Source organism: Pseudomonas sp. SMN5 (assembly GCF_052041925.1).
Lineage (GTDB): Bacteria > Pseudomonadota > Gammaproteobacteria > Pseudomonadales > Pseudomonadaceae > Aquipseudomonas.
The window spans coordinates 270,837-288,955 of the sequence record NZ_JBKGGX010000002.1 but is presented as its reverse complement, the minus strand read 5'-3'; the positions used below and the strand labels follow the sequence as shown (position 1 = coordinate 288,955).

General features: G+C 63.2%; 14 protein-coding genes. 8 read left to right on the top strand and 6 right to left on the bottom strand.

Going from position 1 to position 18,119, the window contains the following annotated elements; translation table 11 throughout:
* Positions 1 to 46: 46 nt before the first annotated feature.
* From ACLEJR_RS02945 to mnmC, 4 genes are all read right to left on the bottom strand, one after another.
* Entirely contained in the window at positions 47 to 1,237 is a 1,191-nt protein-coding gene (locus ACLEJR_RS02945; RefSeq protein WP_440812042.1) for an osmoprotectant NAGGN system M42 family peptidase, read from the bottom strand.
* Between the two features lie 178 nt (positions 1,238 to 1,415).
* Complete coding sequence (ngg, locus tag ACLEJR_RS02940) at positions 1,416 to 3,161, bottom strand: N-acetylglutaminylglutamine synthetase (RefSeq protein WP_440812040.1); 1,746 nt, start codon at positions 3,159 to 3,161, stop codon at positions 1,416 to 1,418.
* 3 nt (positions 3,162 to 3,164) lie between these two features.
* Positions 3,165 to 4,937, bottom strand: a complete 1,773-nt coding sequence (locus ACLEJR_RS02935; protein ID WP_440812038.1) for an N-acetylglutaminylglutamine amidotransferase — start codon at positions 4,935 to 4,937, stop codon at positions 3,165 to 3,167.
* 375 nt (positions 4,938 to 5,312) lie between these two features.
* Complete coding sequence (gene mnmC / locus ACLEJR_RS02930; protein ID WP_440812036.1) at positions 5,313 to 7,295, bottom strand: bifunctional tRNA (5-methylaminomethyl-2-thiouridine)(34)-methyltransferase MnmD/FAD-dependent 5-carboxymethylaminomethyl-2-thiouridine(34) oxidoreductase MnmC; 1,983 nt, start codon at positions 7,293 to 7,295, stop codon at positions 5,313 to 5,315.
* Positions 7,296 to 7,446: 151 nt separating this feature from the next.
* On the opposite strand from mnmC, the gene pap reads away from it, so the two are divergent.
* Both pap and ACLEJR_RS02920 read left to right on the top strand, forming a co-directional pair.
* Entirely contained in the window at positions 7,447 to 8,967 is a 1,521-nt protein-coding gene (gene pap / locus ACLEJR_RS02925) for a polyphosphate:AMP phosphotransferase (RefSeq protein WP_440795673.1), read from the top strand.
* 101 nt (positions 8,968 to 9,068) lie between these two features.
* Positions 9,069 to 10,253, top strand: a complete 1,185-nt coding sequence (locus ACLEJR_RS02920) for a thiolase family protein (RefSeq protein WP_440812034.1) — start codon at positions 9,069 to 9,071, stop codon at positions 10,251 to 10,253.
* Positions 10,254 to 10,464: 211 nt separating this feature from the next.
* Here the strand turns inward: ACLEJR_RS02920 and ACLEJR_RS02915 are convergent, their stop codons facing one another.
* A complete protein-coding gene (locus ACLEJR_RS02915) occupies positions 10,465 to 10,662 on the bottom strand; it encodes a DUF6316 family protein (RefSeq protein WP_440795669.1) in 198 nt (65 codons plus the stop codon).
* A 188-nt stretch (positions 10,663 to 10,850) separates the two neighbouring features.
* Between ACLEJR_RS02915 and ACLEJR_RS02910 the strand changes: the two genes are divergently transcribed.
* Positions 10,851 to 11,813 carry a DMT family transporter gene (locus ACLEJR_RS02910; RefSeq protein WP_440795667.1) on the top strand — a complete coding sequence of 321 codons (963 nt, stop codon included), beginning with the start codon at positions 10,851 to 10,853 and terminating at the stop codon, positions 11,811 to 11,813.
* A 199-nt stretch (positions 11,814 to 12,012) separates the two neighbouring features.
* Here ACLEJR_RS02910 and ACLEJR_RS02905 read toward each other — a convergent pair whose 3' ends face one another.
* On the bottom strand, positions 12,013 to 13,407 hold the full coding sequence (locus tag ACLEJR_RS02905; protein ID WP_440812033.1) for a class II fumarate hydratase: 1,395 nt from the start codon (positions 13,405 to 13,407) through the stop codon (positions 12,013 to 12,015).
* A 203-nt stretch (positions 13,408 to 13,610) separates the two neighbouring features.
* Between ACLEJR_RS02905 and ACLEJR_RS02900 the strand changes: the two genes are divergently transcribed.
* The 5 genes from ACLEJR_RS02900 to ACLEJR_RS02880 all read left to right on the top strand — a co-directional run bounded on the left by ACLEJR_RS02900 (position 13,611) and on the right by ACLEJR_RS02880 (position 18,116).
* Positions 13,611 to 14,132, top strand: a complete 522-nt coding sequence (locus tag ACLEJR_RS02900; RefSeq protein WP_042732949.1) for a DUF2059 domain-containing protein — start codon at positions 13,611 to 13,613, stop codon at positions 14,130 to 14,132.
* A gap of 12 nt (positions 14,133 to 14,144) precedes the next feature.
* Complete coding sequence (locus tag ACLEJR_RS02895; RefSeq protein WP_440795663.1) at positions 14,145 to 14,444, top strand: BolA family protein; 300 nt, start codon at positions 14,145 to 14,147, stop codon at positions 14,442 to 14,444.
* 280 nt (positions 14,445 to 14,724) lie between these two features.
* Positions 14,725 to 15,666, top strand: coding sequence for an oxygen-dependent tRNA uridine(34) hydroxylase TrhO (trhO, locus tag ACLEJR_RS02890; RefSeq protein WP_440795661.1), 942 nt, complete (start codon positions 14,725 to 14,727; stop codon positions 15,664 to 15,666).
* Between the two features lie 37 nt (positions 15,667 to 15,703).
* Entirely contained in the window at positions 15,704 to 16,306 is a 603-nt protein-coding gene (locus ACLEJR_RS02885; protein ID WP_245138361.1) for a DsbA family protein, read from the top strand.
* A 31-nt stretch (positions 16,307 to 16,337) separates the two neighbouring features.
* Complete coding sequence (locus ACLEJR_RS02880; RefSeq protein ID WP_440795839.1) at positions 16,338 to 18,116, top strand: ABC transporter ATP-binding protein; 1,779 nt, start codon at positions 16,338 to 16,340, stop codon at positions 18,114 to 18,116.
* Positions 18,117 to 18,119: the final 3 nt, after the last annotated feature.

Sequence of the window (18,119 nt, the reverse complement as noted above, 5' to 3'; positions counted from 1 at the left end):
ACCGCCTTCGCGAGCAAGCTCGCTCCCACAAGGGATACGGGCAGGTTCAGCTCTCCGAACGCTGCCCTATCAGACTGTCCACCGACGGCACGCGGGTGTCGCTTTCCATCTGCGCGTCGTGTTCGATCTGGTGACTGAAACGGTCAAGGGAGCCTTGGGCCGGTTGTGCGTCGCTGGCGAACACCGGCGGGCTGAGGATGTAGGCGCCGAGCAGGCGGCTGAGGGCGGCAAGGCTGTCGATGTGGGTGCGTTCGTAGCCATGGGTGGCGTCGCAGCCGAAGGCGAGCAGGGCGGTGCGGATGTCATGGCCGGCGGTGATGGCCGAGTGGGCATCGCTGAAGTAGTAGCGGAACAGGTCGCGGCGCGCCGGCAATTCGTTCTCCTTGGCCAGCTTCAACAGATGCCGGGACAGGTGGTAGTCGTAAGGGCCGCCAGAGTCCTGCATCGCCACGCTGACCGCGTGCTCGCTCGAGTGCTGACCGGGGGCGACCGGCGCGATGTCGATGCCGACGAATTCGCTGACGTCCCAGGGCAGGGCGGCCGCCGCGCCGCTGCCGGTTTCCTCGGTGATGGTAAACAGCGGGTGACAATCGATCAGCAGTTCTTCGCCACTGTCGACAATTGCCTTGAGCGCCGCCAGCAGCGCCGCGACGCCAGCCTTGTCGTCCAGGTGACGGGCGCTGATATGCCCGCTTTCGGTGAACTCCGGCAACGGATCGAAGGCTACATAGTCGCCGATGCCCACGCCCAGGGTCTCGCAATCGGCACGGGTGGCGCAGTAGGCATCCAGGCGCAGTTCGACGTGGTCCCAGCTGATGGGCATCTCGTCTACGGCGGTATTGAATGCGTGCCCGGATGCCATCAACGGCAGGACGCTGCCACGGATCACGCCGGTCTCGGTGAACAGGCTGACCCGGCTGCCTTCGGCAAACCGACTGGACCAGCAGCCCACCGGGGCCAGGGTCAGGCGGCCGTTGTCCTTGATGGCCCGCACCGAAGCGCCGATGGTATCCAGGTGGGCCGACACGGCCCGGTCGGGGCTGTTCTTGCGCCCCTTGAGCGTAGCGCGGATCGTGCCGCGACGGGTCATTTCAAAGGGAATAGCCAACTCTTCCAGCCGCTCGGCGACATACCGCACGATGGTGTCGGTGAAGCCGGTCGGACTGGGAATGGCGAGCATTTCCAGCAGGACTTTCTGCAGGTATTCGAGATCCGGTTCGGGAATTTTGCTGATCATGGAAACTCCTCTCGGACGATAGGGTTAAGCATAAGAGCCTTGTGGCGAGGGAGCTTGCTCCCGCTCGAGCGCGAAGCGGTCGCAGCGCTTGCCCTGAATAATCCGGGACAACTCGCATCCAATGGGGCCGCTGTGCGACCCAGCGGGAGCAAGCTCCCTCGCCACAGGTAAATGGTGTTCAGGCCACCGCCTGGCTATGGGGAAACAATAGATCCACAAAGCGTTCAGCGGTGGGTTGCGGTTCGTGGTTGGCCAAGCCTGCGCGTTCGTTGGCTTCGATAAACACGTATTCCGGTTGATCGGCAGCGGGCACCAGCAGGTCGAGCCCGACCATGGGAATGTCCAGCGCCCGGGCGGCGCGCACTGCCGCATCGGCCAGGGTTGGGTGCAGGATACCGGTGACATCTTCCAGCACGCCGCCGGTATGCAGGTTCGCGGTGCGCCGGACGAACAGGTGTTCGCCGGCCGGCAACACACTGTCGTAGCTGTAGCCCGCCGCGCTCAGGGTGCGTTCGGTCTCGGCATCCATCGGGATCTTGCTTTCGCCTCCGGTAGCGGCCTGGCGTCGACGACTCTGGGCTTCGATCAATTGGCCGACGGTATGCTGGCCGTCGCCGATCACCTCCGCCGGGCGCCGGATCGCTGCCGCCACCACTTCAAAGCCGATTACCAGGATCCGCAGGTCCAGCCCTTCGTGGAAGCTTTCCAGTAGTACCCGGCTGTCGAAGCGCCGGGCGGTCTCGATGGCGCTCTGGACTTCCTCGATGGTGCGCAGGTCCACCGCCACGCCTTGACCCTGCTCACCGTCCAGCGGCTTGACTACCACCCGCTCGTGCTCATCGAGAAATGCCAAGTTGTCGTCGGCGTTACCTGCCATTTGCTGGACCGGCAGCTTCAGCCCGGCGTTCTTCAGCACCTTGTGCGTCAGGCTTTTGTCCTGGCACAGGGTCATGCTGATGGCGCTGGTCAGGTCACTCAAGGATTCCCGGCATCGCACCCGGCGGCTGCCGTGGATCAAGGTGAACAGGCCCGCCTCGGCGTCGTCCACCTGCACTTCAATGCCCCGGCGGTGCGCTTCCTCGACGATGATGCGCGCATAGGGGTTGAACTGCGCCTCGGGGCCTGGCCCCAGGAACAACGGCTGGTTGATGCCGTTCTTGCGTTTGATGGCGAAGGTCGAGAGGTTACGGAAGCCGAGCTTGGCGTAGAGGTTTTTCGCCTGGCGGTTGTTGTGCAACACCGACAGGTCCAGGTAGCTCAAGCCACGGCTCATGAAGTGCTCGATCAGGTGCCGCACCAGCACCTCACCCACGCCGGGCCGTGAGCATTGCGGATCGACGGCCAGGCACCACAGGCTGCTGCCGTTTTCCGGATCGTTGAAGGCCTTGCGATGATTGAGGCCCATCACGCTGCCGATCACCGCACCGGTGTCTTCGTCTTCGGCCAGCCAGTACACCGGACCGCCTTCATGGCGTGGGGTCAGTCGCTGCGGGTCGATGGGCAACATGCCACGAGCCTGGTACAGATGATTGATGGCCTGCCAGTCGACTTCGTTCTGGGCCCGGCGGATCCGGAATCCGCGAAACACCCGCGTGGCCTGGCGATAGTCGCTGAACCACAGGCGCAGGGTGTCGGAAGGGTCGAGGAACAGATGCATCGGCTCCAGCCCCAGCACTTGTTGGGGGGCGGCCACGTACAAAGCGATGTCGCGTTCGCCAGGCTGTTCGTTGAGCAATTCCCCGGCCAGGGTCGCCGGGTCGGGGAAGGTGTGGCCGACCAGCAGTCGGCCCCAGCCGCAATGCACCACGATCGGGTCGGTGCCCAGTTCGCTGCCGTCTTCGGCCAGGCGTGCCTGTAAGCGCTCGTATGACGGCGCCTGGCCGCGCAGCAGCCGTTGGTTGTGAACGGTTGGGTGAGGTTTCATCAATCAGATTCCTTGCTCGCTGAGCCACAGGTTCAGCGCCGCCAGTTGCCACAGCCGTGAGCCGCGCAATGGCGTGAGTTGGCCGTTGGGGTCCGACAACAGGCGGTCGAGCATGGCCGGGTTGAACAGGCCGCGATCCTGGCTCGGATCCAGCAGCAGTTCACGGACCCAGGCCAGCGTGTCGCCTTCCAGATGCTTGAGGCCCGGCACTGGGAAGTAGCCCTTCTTGCGGTCGATCACTTCGCCAGGAATCACCCGGCGTGCGGCTTCCTTGAGCACCTGCTTGCCGCCGTCGGGCAGCTTGAACTTCGCCGGGACCCGGGCCGAGAGTTCCACCAATCGGTAGTCCAGGAACGGCGTGCGCGCTTCCAGGCCCCAGGCCATGGTCATGTTGTCGACCCGCTTGACCGGGTCGTCCACCAGCATCACGCTGCTGTCCAGGCGCAGGGCCTTGTCCACCGCCGCATCGGCGCCCGGTTGGGCGAAATGTTCTTTGACGAAGTCGCCCGCGGCATCATGGTCGATCAACCACTGGGGCTGCACGGTGGCGGCATATTCTTCATAGCTGCGGTCGAAGAATGCCGCGCGGTAGGCCGCGTAGGGGGCGCTGGCGCCATCCACCTGCGGGTACCAGTGATAACCGGCGAACAGTTCGTCGGCGCCTTGGCCGCTTTGCACCACTTTGCAGTGCTTGGCCACTTCCCGCGACAGCAGGTAGAAGGCGATACAGTCGTGGCTGACCATCGGTTCGCTCATGGCGCGGAACGCTGCCGGCAGTTGTTCGATGATCTCTTTTTCGTCGATGCGCAACTGATGGTGACGGGTGCCGTAGTGTCTGGCGATCAGGTCCGAATACTGGAACTCGTCGCCGCGCTCCCCGCCGGCATCCTGGAAACCGATGGAAAACGTCGACAGGTCTTCGACACCGACTTCGCGCAGCAGGCCTACCAGCATGCTCGAATCGACCCCACCAGACAGCAGCACGCCGACATCCACGGCGGCGCGCTGGCGAATAGCGACGGCTTCGCGGGTGCTGTCCAGCACGCGGTCGATCCAGTCTTCCAGGTTCAGGTTCTGTTCGTCGGCGTGGGGGCCGTAGGGCAGGGTCCACCAGGTTTTCTGCTCGGTGGTGCCATCGGCTTCGATCCGCATCCAGGTCGCCGGCGGCAGTTTTTCAACGCCTGCCAGCAACGTGCGCGGCGCCGGGACCACCGCATGGAAATTGAGGTAGTGATTGAGCGCGACCGGGTCGAGCATCGGGCTGATGTCACCGCCCTTGAGCAGCGCCGGCAACGCGGAGGCAAAGCGCAACCGCTGGCCGGTGCGCGACAGGTACAGCGGTTTGACACCGAGGCGGTCACGGGCGATGAACAATCGCTTGGCGTCGCGCTCCCAGATGGCGAAGGCGAACATGCCGTTGAGTTTGGGCAGCAGCGCTTCGCCCCAGGCGTGGTAGCCCTTGAGCAAGACTTCGGTGTCACCACCGGAATAGAAGGTGTAGCCCAGGGCTTCGAGTTCGGCCCGCAGTTCCGGGTAGTTGTAGATCGCGCCATTGAAGGCCAGGGACAGGCCCAGTTGATTGTCGATCATCGGCTGCGCCGAGCCGTCGGACAAATCCATGATCTTGAGGCGGCGATGACCGAGGGCAATCGGCCCCTGGCTATGAAAACCCCAGGCGTCAGGGCCGCGAGGGGCCAGGTGATGGGTGATTCGCTCTACGGCCGCAAGGTCCGCAGGTTGTTGATCGAAACGTAACTCTCCAGCTAATCCGCACATAAGTCCTTACCGGTTTTTCCGTTGGGGAGGGGTCAGACACCGCGCCGAAATGACGGGTACTCTGAAACTGACCGGGGGGATTGCCGCGAGTTTTATATCGATGCGTTATAAGCCGACGGGTGGGGCTGTCTGCTCCGCAGTACGAACCAAAAGAACAGCACTACCCTTGTGGGAGCGAGCCTGCTCGCGATGGCGGTGGGTCAGCTTGCATCTTGGTTGGCTGAAATCCCGCTATCGCGCGTGTCCAGCCGGGCTTCCTTGTGGGAGCGAGCTTGCTCGCGATAGCGGTAGATCAGCTGCATCTTGGTTACCTGACACATCGCTATCGCGAGCAAGCTCGCTCCCACAGGGTTCGTGGCGTGTCGGCAATCGGGCTCAGGACTTGCCGCGGACCAGCGCCCGCAACGCAAACCGGTTCGGGTGGCAGGCCTCGGCCACGCTGCGGGGCAACGGCAGGGGCTCGTTGTCGAGCCAGGCGGCGATCAGCTCGCCGGACAATGGCGCGGTAATCAGGCCGCGCGAGCCGTGGCCGCTGTTGACGTACAAGCCATCGAGCCAGGGGCAGGGCTGGTCTGGAACCTGGCGGGCGTCCTTGCTCAAGGCCGAGTAGACCTCTGTAAAGGCCTGGCGGTCGGCCAAGGGCCCGACGATCGGCAGGTAGTCGGGGCTGGTGCAGCGAAATGCCGCCCGGCCTTCCAAGCGTTTCGGGTCCAGGGCATCGGCGTCCAGGCGCTGTACCAGGTCCATTGATATTTCTTCAAGCATTTGCAGGTTGCCGGCGTGTTCGGCGGCGGTGGGTGTCAGGTCGTCACTGTGGAAATCGAAGCTCGCGCCCAGTGTATGTTCGCCCAGACGCGGCGGAGCCACGTAGCCTTCGGCGCAGACCACCGTCGCCAGGCCCTGGCTGCGAGCGGTTTGCGGCAGGCGGGTGATTTGCCCGCGAATGCGCTTGAGCGGCAGCTCGGCGGCCGGCTCGAAGCGTTTGATTTCTGCGGCGCTGGCGAGGATGACCACAGGGGCGCTGGCGAGGCAGCGTTCGTTATCCCAGGCCTGCCACTGGCCATCCACGCGGCGCAGTTCCAGGGCTTCGTGGTGGGGAAGCACTTCAATCGCCGAACCCGAGGCTTGCCAGGCACACAACGCTGGCGGATGGACCCAGCCGCCTTCGGGATAAAACAGTCCGCCACACGTCAGGCCGATTCCGGATCGGGCCTGGGCTTCGGGTTGATCCAGGCCGTGCAACAGGTCGGCTGGAAATGCCGCGGCCAGTTGCGCCTGGCGCTCGGCCTCCTTCTGGTTGAAGGCCAGCTGCAACACCCCGCAGCCGTCCCAGTCGATACCCCGTTGCAGGTGCTCGAGCAGGCGTCGCGTATAGCCGAAGCCGCTGAGGATCATCTGCGACAACGCTGTGCCGTGGGCGGACAGCTTCAGGTACAGCACGCCCTGGGGATTGCCGGAGGCTTCTTGCGCCAGCGCGGCGTGGCGCTCCAGCAGGGTGACCTGCCAACCCCGGGCCGCGAGACTCGCCGCACTGGCGCAACCGGCCAGTCCGCCGCCGATCACCAATGCCCGGCGCTCGCCGCTCGGCGCAGTGGGGCGGGCGTACCAGGGCTTCGCCGAAACCGGCGCCGGGGTCTGCTCCGGCCAGCCGAGAAACACACCGCGCAGGATCTCCCATTTATGGCCGATGCCCGGCGTCCGCTTCATCTTGAAGCCTGCCGCGTTCAGCAAGCGGCGCACCCAGCCCGTACTGGTGAAGGTGCTGAGAGTCGCGCCGGGGGCCGCCAGCCGGGCCAGTTCGGCGAACAGCTCGGAGGTCCACATTTCAGGATTCCTGGCCGGGGCGAAGCCGTCGAGGAACCACGCGTCGATCTGCCCGTCCAGCTGCGGCAATTGCTCCAGCGCATCGCCGATCAACAAGGTCAGCGTCACTCGGCCATCGGCCAAGGTCAGGCGCTGGAATCCCGGGTGGATCGCTATGTACTGTGCGAGCAATTGGTCGGCTTGCAGCTTGAGTCCCGGCCACAATGCCAGGGCCCGCTGCAGGTCTTGCCGACTCAGGGGATACTTCTCGACGCTGACAAAGTGCAGCCGCGCGCCGGCCGGTGCGCATTGTTCGAACAGCTGCCAGGCGCAGAGGAAATTCAAGCCGGTGCCGAACCCGGTTTCGCCGATCACCAACCGTCCGTTCTCCGGCAGCGCCGCGAAGCGCTCGGCCAGATTGTTCTGTTCGAGGAACACGTAGCGGGTTTCTTCCAGCCCTGACTGGTCGGAAAAATACACATCGTCGAATACCCGCGAGCGCGGGCGACCGTGTTCGTCCCAGTCGAGCTGGGCGTGGTGCTGGATGGGTGGCATGGTGGGCTCGGTGCGAACGGGAGGGCCATTCTAGCCGATCGGTCTGCGCTTGCCTGATCCAAGGCAAGGGCGCGTCGATCCGTATGGAATCTGCTGCACTGCGCCGCGTCCAATCCGCTAGTCTTGCCCCATTCCCTGGAAGGAGCTGTCCATGTTCGAATCCGCTGAAATCGGTCATTTCATTGATAAAGATACGTACGAGGCCGAGGTTCCGGCGTTGCGTGAAGCGCTGCTCGAGGCCCAGTTCGAATTGCAGCAGCAGGGCCGGTTTCCGGTGATTGTATTGATCAACGGTATCGAAGGCGCGGGCAAGGGCGAGACGGTGAAGTTGCTCAATGAGTGGATGGACCCGCGGCTGATCGAAGTGCGTACATTCGACCAGCAGACCGACGAAGAACTGGCGCGGCCACCGGCGTGGCGCTATTGGCGGATGCTCCCGGCGAAGGGGCGCATGGGGATTTTCTTCGGTAACTGGTACAGCCAGATGTTGCAGGGGCGGGTGCATGGCGAGTTCAAGGACCCGCGCCTCGACCAGGCGATCAACGCGGCGGAGCGCCTGGAAAAAATGCTCTGCGATGAAGGCGCGCTGATCTTCAAGTTCTGGTTCCATCTGTCCAAGAAGCAGATGAAGGCCCGGCTCAAGAGCCTCAAGGATGACCCGTTGCACAGTTGGCGCATCAGCCCGTTGGACTGGCAGCAGTCCCAGACCTACGACAAGTTCGTCAAATACGGCGAACGGGTATTGCGCCGCACCAGTCGCGACTACGCGCCATGGCATGTGATCGAAGGCGTGGACAGTTGCTATCGCAGCCTTACCGTCGGGCGGATCCTGGTCGAAGGCCTGCGCCAGGCGTTGGACCGGGCGAAGATCAAGCCGCAGAAGACCAGCGTGGCACCGCTGCCGCCGCTGGATGACCAGGTCACGCTGCTCGACAGCCTGGACATGACCTTGCGCCTGGACAAGGACGATTACGAAGAGCAGCTGATCACCGAGCAGGCGCGGTTCGCCGGTCTGTTGCGGGACAAACGCATGCGCCGGCACGCCCTGGTAGCGGTGTTCGAAGGCAACGATGCGGCGGGCAAGGGCGGGGCGATCCGGCGGGTCGCGGCGGCCCTCGACCCGCGCCAGTACAGCATCGTGCCGATTGCCGCGCCCACTGAAGAGGAGCGCGCCCATCCCTATATGTGGCGGTTCTGGCGGCACATTCCGGCGCGGGGCAAGTTCACCGTATTCGATCGTTCCTGGTATGGCCGGGTGCTGGTGGAGCGGGTCGAAGGCTTTTGCAGTCGGGCCGACTGGCAGCGGGCGTACGGCGAGATCAATGATTTCGAGGAGCAGATTGCCGATGCCGGCGTGGTGGTGGTCAAGTTCTGGCTGGCGATCGATAAGCAGACTCAGCTGGAGCGATTCCAGGAGCGCGAGGAGGTCCCGTTCAAACGCTTCAAGATCACTGAAGACGACTGGCGCAACCGCGACAAGTGGGACGCCTACCGGTCGGCGGTCTGCGACATGGTCGATCGCACCAGCACCGAGATTTCCCCGTGGACGCTGGTGGAGGCTAACGACAAGCGTTGGGCCCGGGTCAAGGTGTTGCGCACCCTCAACCAGGCGCTGGAGGCGGCTTTTGAACGCAGCGATAAACAGGCCCGTAAAGGAAAAGGCAAGCACTGAGACGATGGGGACGCATACGCGGGGTGAATGATTGTCGCGGTCGGTTATGCAGTGGACCTATGCTCGGTTCCACTTAACCGACCCAACAATGAGGAACAGCCATGCGTGAAGTGGTAATCGTCGACAGCGTGCGAACCGGCCTGGCCAAGTCTTTTCGCGGCAAGTTCAACATCACCCGTCCGGACGACATGGCGGCGCATTGTGTCAACGCGCTGCTGGCGCGCCATGACATCAGCCCGGCCAGCGTCGAGGATTGTATTGTCGGTGCCGGGTCCAACGAGGGCGCCCAGGGCTATAACATCGGTCGCAACGTGGCGGTGCTCTCGCAACTGGGTATCGGCACCGCCGGCATGACCCTCAACCGCTTCTGTTCCTCGGGCCTGCAAGCCATCGCCATCGCGGCCAACCAGATCGCCTCCGGTTGCAGTGACATCATCGTCGCCGGTGGCGTGGAATCCATCAGCCTGACGCTTAAAAGCGTCAACACCGACAACCTGATCAACCCGCTGCTCAAGGAGCAGGTGCCGGGGATCTATTTCCCCATGGGCCAGACCGCCGAAATCGTCGCCCGCCGTTATCAGGTCAGTCGCGAGGCGCAGGACCGCTACGCTCTGCAGAGCCAGCAACGCACCGCCAAAGCCCAGGCGGCTGGCCTGTTCAATGACGAAATCATCCCGATGACGGTCAAGTACAAGGTCGAGGACAAGGACACTGGCGCGGTGCAGATTCTCGATGGCGTAGTGGACCGCGATGACTGCAACCGTCCGGACACCACCTATGAAAGCCTCGCTGGCCTCAAGCCTGTGTTTGCCGAAGACGGTTCGGTGACGGCGGGTAACTCTTCGCAATTGTCCGACGGGGCTTCGATGACCCTGGTGATGAGCCTGGAAAAAGCCCAGGCGCTGGGGCTCAAGCCCAAGGCATTCTTCCGTGGCTTTACCGTGGCCGGTTGCGCGCCGGACGAGATGGGTATCGGCCCGGTGTTCTCGGTGCCGAAACTGCTCAAGGCCAAGGGGCTGCAGATCGCCGATATCGACCTGTGGGAGCTCAACGAGGCGTTCGCGTCCCAGTGCCTGTACAGCCGCGATCGGCTGGAGATCGATCCTGAGAAGTACAACGTCAACGGCGGCTCGATCTCCATCGGCCACCCGTTCGGCATGACCGGCTCGCGGCAGGTCGGGCATCTGGTGCGCGAACTGCAGCGACGCAACCTGCGCTATGGCATCGTGACCATGTGCGTGGGCGGCGGGATGGGGGCGACGGGGTTGTTCGAGTCGGTGAGGTAACGGCGAGCCGATTGGCTTTTTGTGGCTGGGGATTGCCATAGCCGCTGATTGCTGAGGCTATGGTCATCGTGGCGAGGGAGCTTGCTCCCGCTCGGCTGCGAAGCAGTCGTCCGCCGGATTGGTGCAGTGTCGGAGGTGAGGAGGACCGCTTCGCGGTCCAGCGGGAGCAAGCTCCTTCGCCACGGGATACGGGTTGTTCCTTCGAATGGGGCTAGCTGGCGACCTTATCGACCTGCAGCATCCGCTTGATGTACGCCTCGACTTCGAGCAAGGCAGCCTCGCGACTGACGAACGGGCCTTCCTGGGTGCCTTCGCGGGTACTGAAGTAGAACTCGCCATTTATCCGGCAAATTCGGTCACTGGGGAAGACCATCGCGGAGGCGGGGTCCTGGGCACGTTTGCCAAGCATGAAGGGGCTCCAGAAAAAGCGGCTGAGTCGGCTGAATGGGAGTGTAGACGCTGGCATCGATTGCTGCTTATCCAGCCGATAGGCGGCAAAGTGCCATCGTCGTTCCGAATTTAATCGCCAACTGTGTCTGTGGTGCCTGCGGATCCATGCCTAGAATGGGCGCTCATGTCTTGAGCTTCGAGGATTGCATGCACATTTCGTCCGGTCGCTGGGTCTACGGCCTGTTTCTCGCCCTGTTGACCGCTTTGTTGTGGGGCATTCTGCCGATCAAGCTCAAGCAAGTGCTGCAAGTGATGGATCCAGTGACCGTGACCTGGTTTCGCCTACTGGTGTCGGGCGGCATGCTGTTCATTTACCTGGCGGCCACCCGGCGCTTGCCCAGTCGCAAGGTGCTGGGGCCTCGTGGTGGCTGGCTGGTGATGATGGCAGTGCTCGGGCTGGTGGGAAACTACGTGTTGTACCTGATGGGACTCAACCGCCTCAGTCCCGGCACGGCGCAACTGGTGGTGCAGATGGGCCCGATCATGTTGCTGGTCGCCAGCCTGTTCGTGTTCAAGGAGCGCTTCAGCGTCGGGCAGGGCATCGGCCTGGCGGTGTTGCTGATCGGTTTCGCGCTGTTTTTCAACCAGCGTCTCGTTGAATTGCTGACGTCCCTGAGCGAGTACACCGCCGGGGTGCTGCTGGTGTTGCTGGCGTCGACGGTCTGGACCTTCTACGCCCTGGGCCAGAAGCAATTGCTGACGGTGTGGAATTCATTGCAGGTGATGATGGTGATCTACCTGTTCTGCGCTTTGTTGCTCACCCCTTGGGTACATCCGCTTGAGGCCCTGCAACTGAGCCCGTTGCAAGGTTGGCTGTTACTCGCTTGTTGCCTCAACACCCTGATTGCCTACGGCGCGTTTGCCGAGGCCTTGGCCCATTGGGAAGCCTCGCGGGTCAGCGCAACGCTGGCGATCACCCCGTTGGTGACCTTCGCCGCCGTAGCCATCGCGGCCTGGTGGTGGCCCGACTACGTCCATGCCGAGCAGATCAACCTGTTGGGGTATGGCGGGGCGGTGTTGGTGGTGCTGGGGTCGGCCCTGGTCGCGCTGGGGCCGTCGCTGATCGCCGGACTCAGGGCCCGACGGCAGCGGATGGTTGTAGAGCGATAGGGGGCACAGTTCCCCTGTGGGAGCGGGCTTGCTCGCGATGGCGCCATGGCAGGCGCAGAAGATGTCGAACCCACTGGCCCCATCGCGAGCAGGCTCGCTCCCACATTTGGATCTTCAGCGCGCACATATTTTGTGTCCGAGCGGGATCTCCTGTGGGAGCGAGCCTGCTCGCGATGAGGGCCCGTCAGTCACGCCACACTCAGCCCTGGCTACCCGCCTCCAGCATATTCTCCGGCCTTACCCAGGCATCGAATTCTTCATCGGTCAGATAGCCTAGCTGCAAGGCCGCTTCGCGCAGGGTCAGGCCCTCGCTGTAGGCTTTCTTGGCAATCTCGGCCGATTTGTCGTAGCCGATATGCGGGTTCAGCGCGGTCACCAGCATCAATCCGCGCTCCAGGTGCGCGGCCATCTGCTCGGCATCCGGCTCGAGCCCGGCAATGCAATGTTGTTGGAAGTTGCTGCAGCCGTCGGCCAGCAGACGGATCGATTGCAGCAGGTTGTGGATGATCACCGGCTTGAACACGTTCAATTGCAGATGGCCCTGGCTGGCGGCGAACCCGATGGTCACGTCGTTGCCCAGGACCTGGCAGGCGAGCATCGACAAGGCTTCGCACTGGGTCGGGTTGACCTTGCCCGGCATGATCGAACTGCCCGGCTCGTTGGCCGGCAATTTCACCTCGGCGAACCCCGCGCGTGGACCCGAGCCCAGTAGGCGCAGGTCGTTGGCGATTTTCATTAGGGTCACGGCCAGGGTTTTCAGCGCGCCGGACAGAGCAGTCAGGGGTTCGTGGCCGGCCAGTGCGGCAAACTTGTTCGGCGCGGTGACAAACGGCAGGCCCGACAGCGCTGCTAGCTCGGCGGCAATCGCTTCGCCAAAGCCATGGGGCGAATTGAGCCCGGTGCCCACCGCCGTACCGCCCTGGGCCAGCTCGCAGACCGCCGGCAGCGCCGCGCGGATGGTCCGTTCGGCATAGTCGAGCTGGGCAATGAACGCCGACAGTTCCTGGCCAAAGGTGATCGGCGTGGCGTCCATCATGTGGGTGCGGCCGGTCTTGACCAGTTTCATGTGGCGCGCCGCCAGTTCCGCCAGGCCACCGGACAATTCGGCGATGGCCGGTAGCAGCTGCTGATAGACCGCCTGGACCGCCGCGATGTGCATGGCGGTCGGGAAGCAGTCATTGGAGCTTTGGGAGCGGTTGACATGATCGTTGGGGTGCACCGGGCTCTTGCCTCCACGAGGGTTGCCGGCCAGCTCGTTGGCACGGCCGGCGATGACTTCGTTGACGTTCATGTTGCTCTGGGTGCCGCTGCCGGTCTGCCAGACCACCAGCGGGAACTGGTCGTCATGCTGGCCCGCCAGCACTTCGTCGGCGGCCTGTTCGATCAGGCGGGCGATGTCGGCGGGCAGGTCGCCATTGCGGTCATTGACGCGGGCGGCGGCCTTCTTGACCAGAGCCAGGGCATGCAGCACCGACAGCGGCATACGCTCCTCGCCGATGGCAAAGTTGATCATCGAGCGCTGGGTCTGGGCGCCCCAGTAGGCCTGCTCCGGGACTTCAACCTGGCCAAGGCTGTCGGTTTCGATACGGCTCATCGGGTCAAACTCCTTCAAGGGCTGAATGCGCAGTTTAGGCCCTGACGGGCTGCGCCGGTTCCTTCAATCGTCCTTCAATTTAGGAGTGGTGGGTCGGGCCCGTCAATCGGGCCCGGCAAGCCTGAGGGTTGAGCCCCGGCGTTTTTTAGGCGCAGAATGGTCGCCCTTGGGGTTTTACCTCGCCTGTTATGAAAGGAAACTCGATGACCCGTCTTCGTGCCATCTGTACCGCAGTTGCTCTGGTGTGTGCCAGCGGCCCTGTTTTCGCCGATACCGCCAGCCACAACGCCAGCGCCGAAGCGTTCCTGACCCTGGCGCACGCCGACAAGCTGGGCACCCCGGTATACATGCAGGTGCAACAGATGTTTGCCCAGCGCTTTGAACAGACCAAGGCCCCCGAATCGAAGAAAGCCACCCTGGAAACCTACCAGGCCAAGGCCAATGCCGCCCTGGACCAGGCCATCGGCTGGAACAAGCTCAAGCCGGACATGGTCAAGCTCTACACCAGCAACTTCAGCGAATCGGAGCTCAAGGACCTGGTAGCGTTCTACCAGTCGCCACTGGGCAAGAAGGTGCTGGAGAAGATGCCGCAGCTGACCCAGCAATCCGCCCAACTGACCCAGGCCAAGCTTGAAAGCGCGGTGCCGGTGGTCAACAAGCTGCTGGCCGACATGACCGCCGAGCTTGAGCCAAAAGCCGCCGCCCCAGCCAAGAAAAAGCCGTAAGCGGAGCCCGGTATGAGCATGCAACAACGCATCGAATCGACCCTCGGGCTGTTGCAGCCCGAGCATCTGCAAGTGCTGGATGAAAGCCACATGCACAGCCGTGGGCTACAGACCCACTTCAAGGCCGTGGTGGTCAGCCGGCAGTTCGAGGGGCTCAATCGCGTCAAGCGCCACCAGAAGGTCTACGGCACGCTGGGCGAGCTGATGGGCGAGTTCCATGCGTTGGCGCTGCACACCTACACCCCCGAAGAATGGGCCCAGGTCGATGCGGCCCCGGCCTCGCCGACTTGTGCCGGTGGCAGTAAGCACTGATTCAGGCGCTGTGGCAGGGAGCGTGCAGTGGTGAAGCGCTTTGCGTGGTGAGGGGGCTTGCTCCCGCTGGACCGCGAAGCGGTCCCCCTGAAATGACGCAGGCGACGGCTTCGCCGCCGAGCGGGAGCAAGCTCCCTCGCCACAGCAAGCTCTCCTCGCCACAGGTGTGCTCCTAAAGCCACCGTGTATTTGTTAGAATCCGCAACGCGCCGCTGACCCGGCGCGTTTTTTTTCGCATCCGGTTCACCCTTTGCGAGGGTAGCCACCTGGAGAAACACCCATGACACAACCCATTGTCGTGGCGGCACTGTATAAGTTCGTCACCCTTGAAGATTACGTCGAGCTGCGTGAGCCTTTGCTTCAGGCCATGCTCGACAATGGCATCAAAGGCACCTTGCTGATTGCCCATGAAGGCATCAACGGCACGGTGTCCGGTACCCGCGAGGGCATCGACGGCCTGCTGGCCTGGCTGCGCAACGATCCGCGCATGGTCGACATCGACCACAAGGAATCGTACTGCGACGAACAGCCGTTCTATCGCACCAAGGTCAAGCTCAAGAAAGAAATCGTCACCCTGGGCGTCGAAGGCGTGGACCCGAACAAGCAGGTCGGCACCTATGTCGAGCCGCAGGACTGGAACGCGCTGATCAGCGATCCGCAGGTGCTGTTGATCGACACTCGCAATGATTACGAAGTGTCCATCGGCACCTTCGAAGGCGCCATCGACCCGAAGACCACCAGCTTTCGCGAGTTTCCCGATTACATCAAGGCCAATTTCGATCCGGCCAAACATAAGAAAGTGGCGATGTTCTGCACCGGTGGCATTCGCTGTGAAAAAGCCTCCAGCTACATGCTCAGTCAGGGCTTTGACGAGGTCTATCACCTCAAGGGCGGTATCCTGAAATACCTCGAAGAGGTGCCCCAGGAACAAACCAAGTGGCGCGGTGACTGCTTCGTGTTCGACAACCGCGTGACGGTTCGCCACGACCTCAGCGAGGGCGACTATGATCAATGTCACGCCTGTCGCACGCCCGTCAGTGTCGAAGACCGTGCCTCCGAGCACTACGTGCCCGGCATCAGTTGCCCCCATTGCTGGGACAAGCTGAGTGAGAAAACCCGACGCAGTGCTATCGACCGGCAGAAGCAGATCGAGCTGGCCAAGGCTCGCAACATGCCGCACCCGATCGGCTACAACTACAAGCAGCAATCTTCCGAGGCTTGAACCCATGGCGTCACGCCTGCTCTATGTGATGGACCCGATGTGTTCCTGGTGCTGGGGCTTCGCGCCAGTGGCTGACGCATTGGTCGAGCAGGCGCACGCCGCTGGCGTCGAACTGCATCTGGTGGTGGGCGGTTTGCGCACTGGCAGTGGTTCGGCGCTGGAGCCGACGACCCGGCGCTACATTCTTGAACACTGGCAGGCCGTGACTCAGGCCACCGGCCAGCCTTTCAAATTCGAAGGCGCCTTGCCGGACGGTTTTGTCTACGACACCGAACCGGCGTGCCGGGCGGTGGTCACCGCTCGCAGCCTGGCGCCGGACCTGGCCTGGGGCCTGGTGAAACTGATTCAGCAGGCTTTTTATGTGCAAGGCCGCGACGTCACTCACGCCAGCGTCCTGGTGGAGCTGGCCGAACAGGCCGGCTTGCCGCGCATCGAATTCGCCGCCGCGTTCGACCGCGCCGATCAACACGCGGCCACCGCGGCGGATTTCACCTGGGTACAGGACTTGGGCATCGCCGGGTTCCCGACGCTGCTGGCCGAGCGTGACGGCCAACTGGCCCTGCTCACCAACGGCTATCAGCCGCTGAGCCAGTTGTCGCCCTTGCTCGGGCGCTGGCTGGAGCGCGCCGCCTGTGCCTGACCGACCCGAGGGCGCGTCCGCCCCGCAGCACATCGATCGATTGAGCTGGGCGCAAATCCGTCGCCTGGCCTTCAAACATAAAAAAGCCTTGTGGATCGCCAACGGCGTGGCCGTGCTGGCGACGCTGTGCAGCGTACCCATTCCATTGCTGCTGCCGCTGTTGGTGGACGAAGTGCTGCTGGGGCGCGGCGATGCAGCCTTGAAGATCATGGACCTGGCGTTGCCGACCGGCTGGCAACGGGCTGCCGGCTACATCGGGTTGATGCTGCTGGTGACCCTGGCGCTGCGCTGCGCTGCCTTGCTCTTCAACGTGCTGCAGGCGCGGTTATTCGCCAGCCTGGCCAAGGACATCGTTTATCGCATTCGCGTGCGCTTGATCGAGCGTCTCAAGCGTATCTCCCTGGGCGAATACGAAAGCCTGGGCAGCGGCACGGTGGCGGCCCACCTGGTCACCGACCTGGAGACTCTCGACAAATTCATCGGCGAGACCCTCAGTCGTTTTCTGGTGGCGATGCTGACGCTGGTGGGCACTGCCGGCATCCTTGTGTGGATGCATTGGAAGCTGGCACTGCTGATCCTGTTGTTCAATCCGCTGGTGATCTACGCCACGGTGCAATTGGGCAAGCGCGTCAAGCACCTCAAGAAACTGGAAAACGACAGCACCTCGCGGTTTACCCAGGCCCTGACCGAAACCCTGGACGCCATCCAGGAAGTGCGCGCCGGCAACCGCCAGGGCTACTTTCTCGGTCGGTTGGGCGCGCGCGCCCGTGAAGTGCGTGACTATGCGGTGAACTCGCAGTGGAAAACCGACGCCTCGAACCGCGCCAGTGGCCTGCTGTTCCAGTTCGGTATCGACATTTTTCGCGCCGCGGCCATGCTCACCGTGGTGTTTTCCGACCTGTCCATCGGCCAGATGCTGGCGGTGTTCAGTTACCTCTGGTTCATGATCGGCCCCGTCGAGCAGCTGCTGAATCTGCAATACGCGTTTTATGCGGCTGGCGGTGCGTTGAGCCGGATCAATGAGCTGCTGGCCCGAGCCGACGAGCCTCAGTACGCCGGTGGCATCGATCCGTTCAAGGGGCGCGACACCGTGGGTATCGACATCCACGGCCTGAGTTTCGGCTACGGCGAGGAACCGGTGCTCAACCAACTGAACCTGTCCATCGCGCCGGGGGAGAAGGTGGCCATCGTTGGCGCCAGCGGCGGGGGCAAGAGCACCCTGGTGCAACTGTTGCTGGGGCTGTACACGCCGCAGTCAGGCAATATTCGTTTTGGCGGGGCCACGCAGCAAGAGATCGGCCTGGACACCATCCGGGAGAACGTCGCGGTGGTGCTGCAACACCCGGCGCTGTTCAACGACACGGTACGCGCCAACCTTGCCATGGGCCGCGAGTGTGGCGACGACGCTTGTTGGCGAGCGCTGGAAATCGCCCAGCTCGATTCCACGGTACGCGCTTTGCCTCAGGGACTGGACAGTGTGGTGGGGCGTTCCGGGGTGCGCCTGTCGGGCGGGCAGCGCCAGCGCCTGGCGATTGCACGCATGGTGTTGGCCGAGCCCAAAGTCGTCATTCTCGACGAGGCGACATCCGCCTTGGACTCCGCCACCGAATATAACCTGCACCAGGCGCTGGCCCGGTTCCTGAGCAACCGCACCACGTTGGTTATCGCTCATCGGTTGTCGGCCGTAAAACAGGCTGACCGAGTGCTGGTCTTCGATGGTGGTCGGATCGCCGAGGACGGCGGCCACCAGCAGCTGATCGCTGATGGCGGCCTCTATGCCAGGCTCTATGGGCACCTGCAACAGCATTGATGA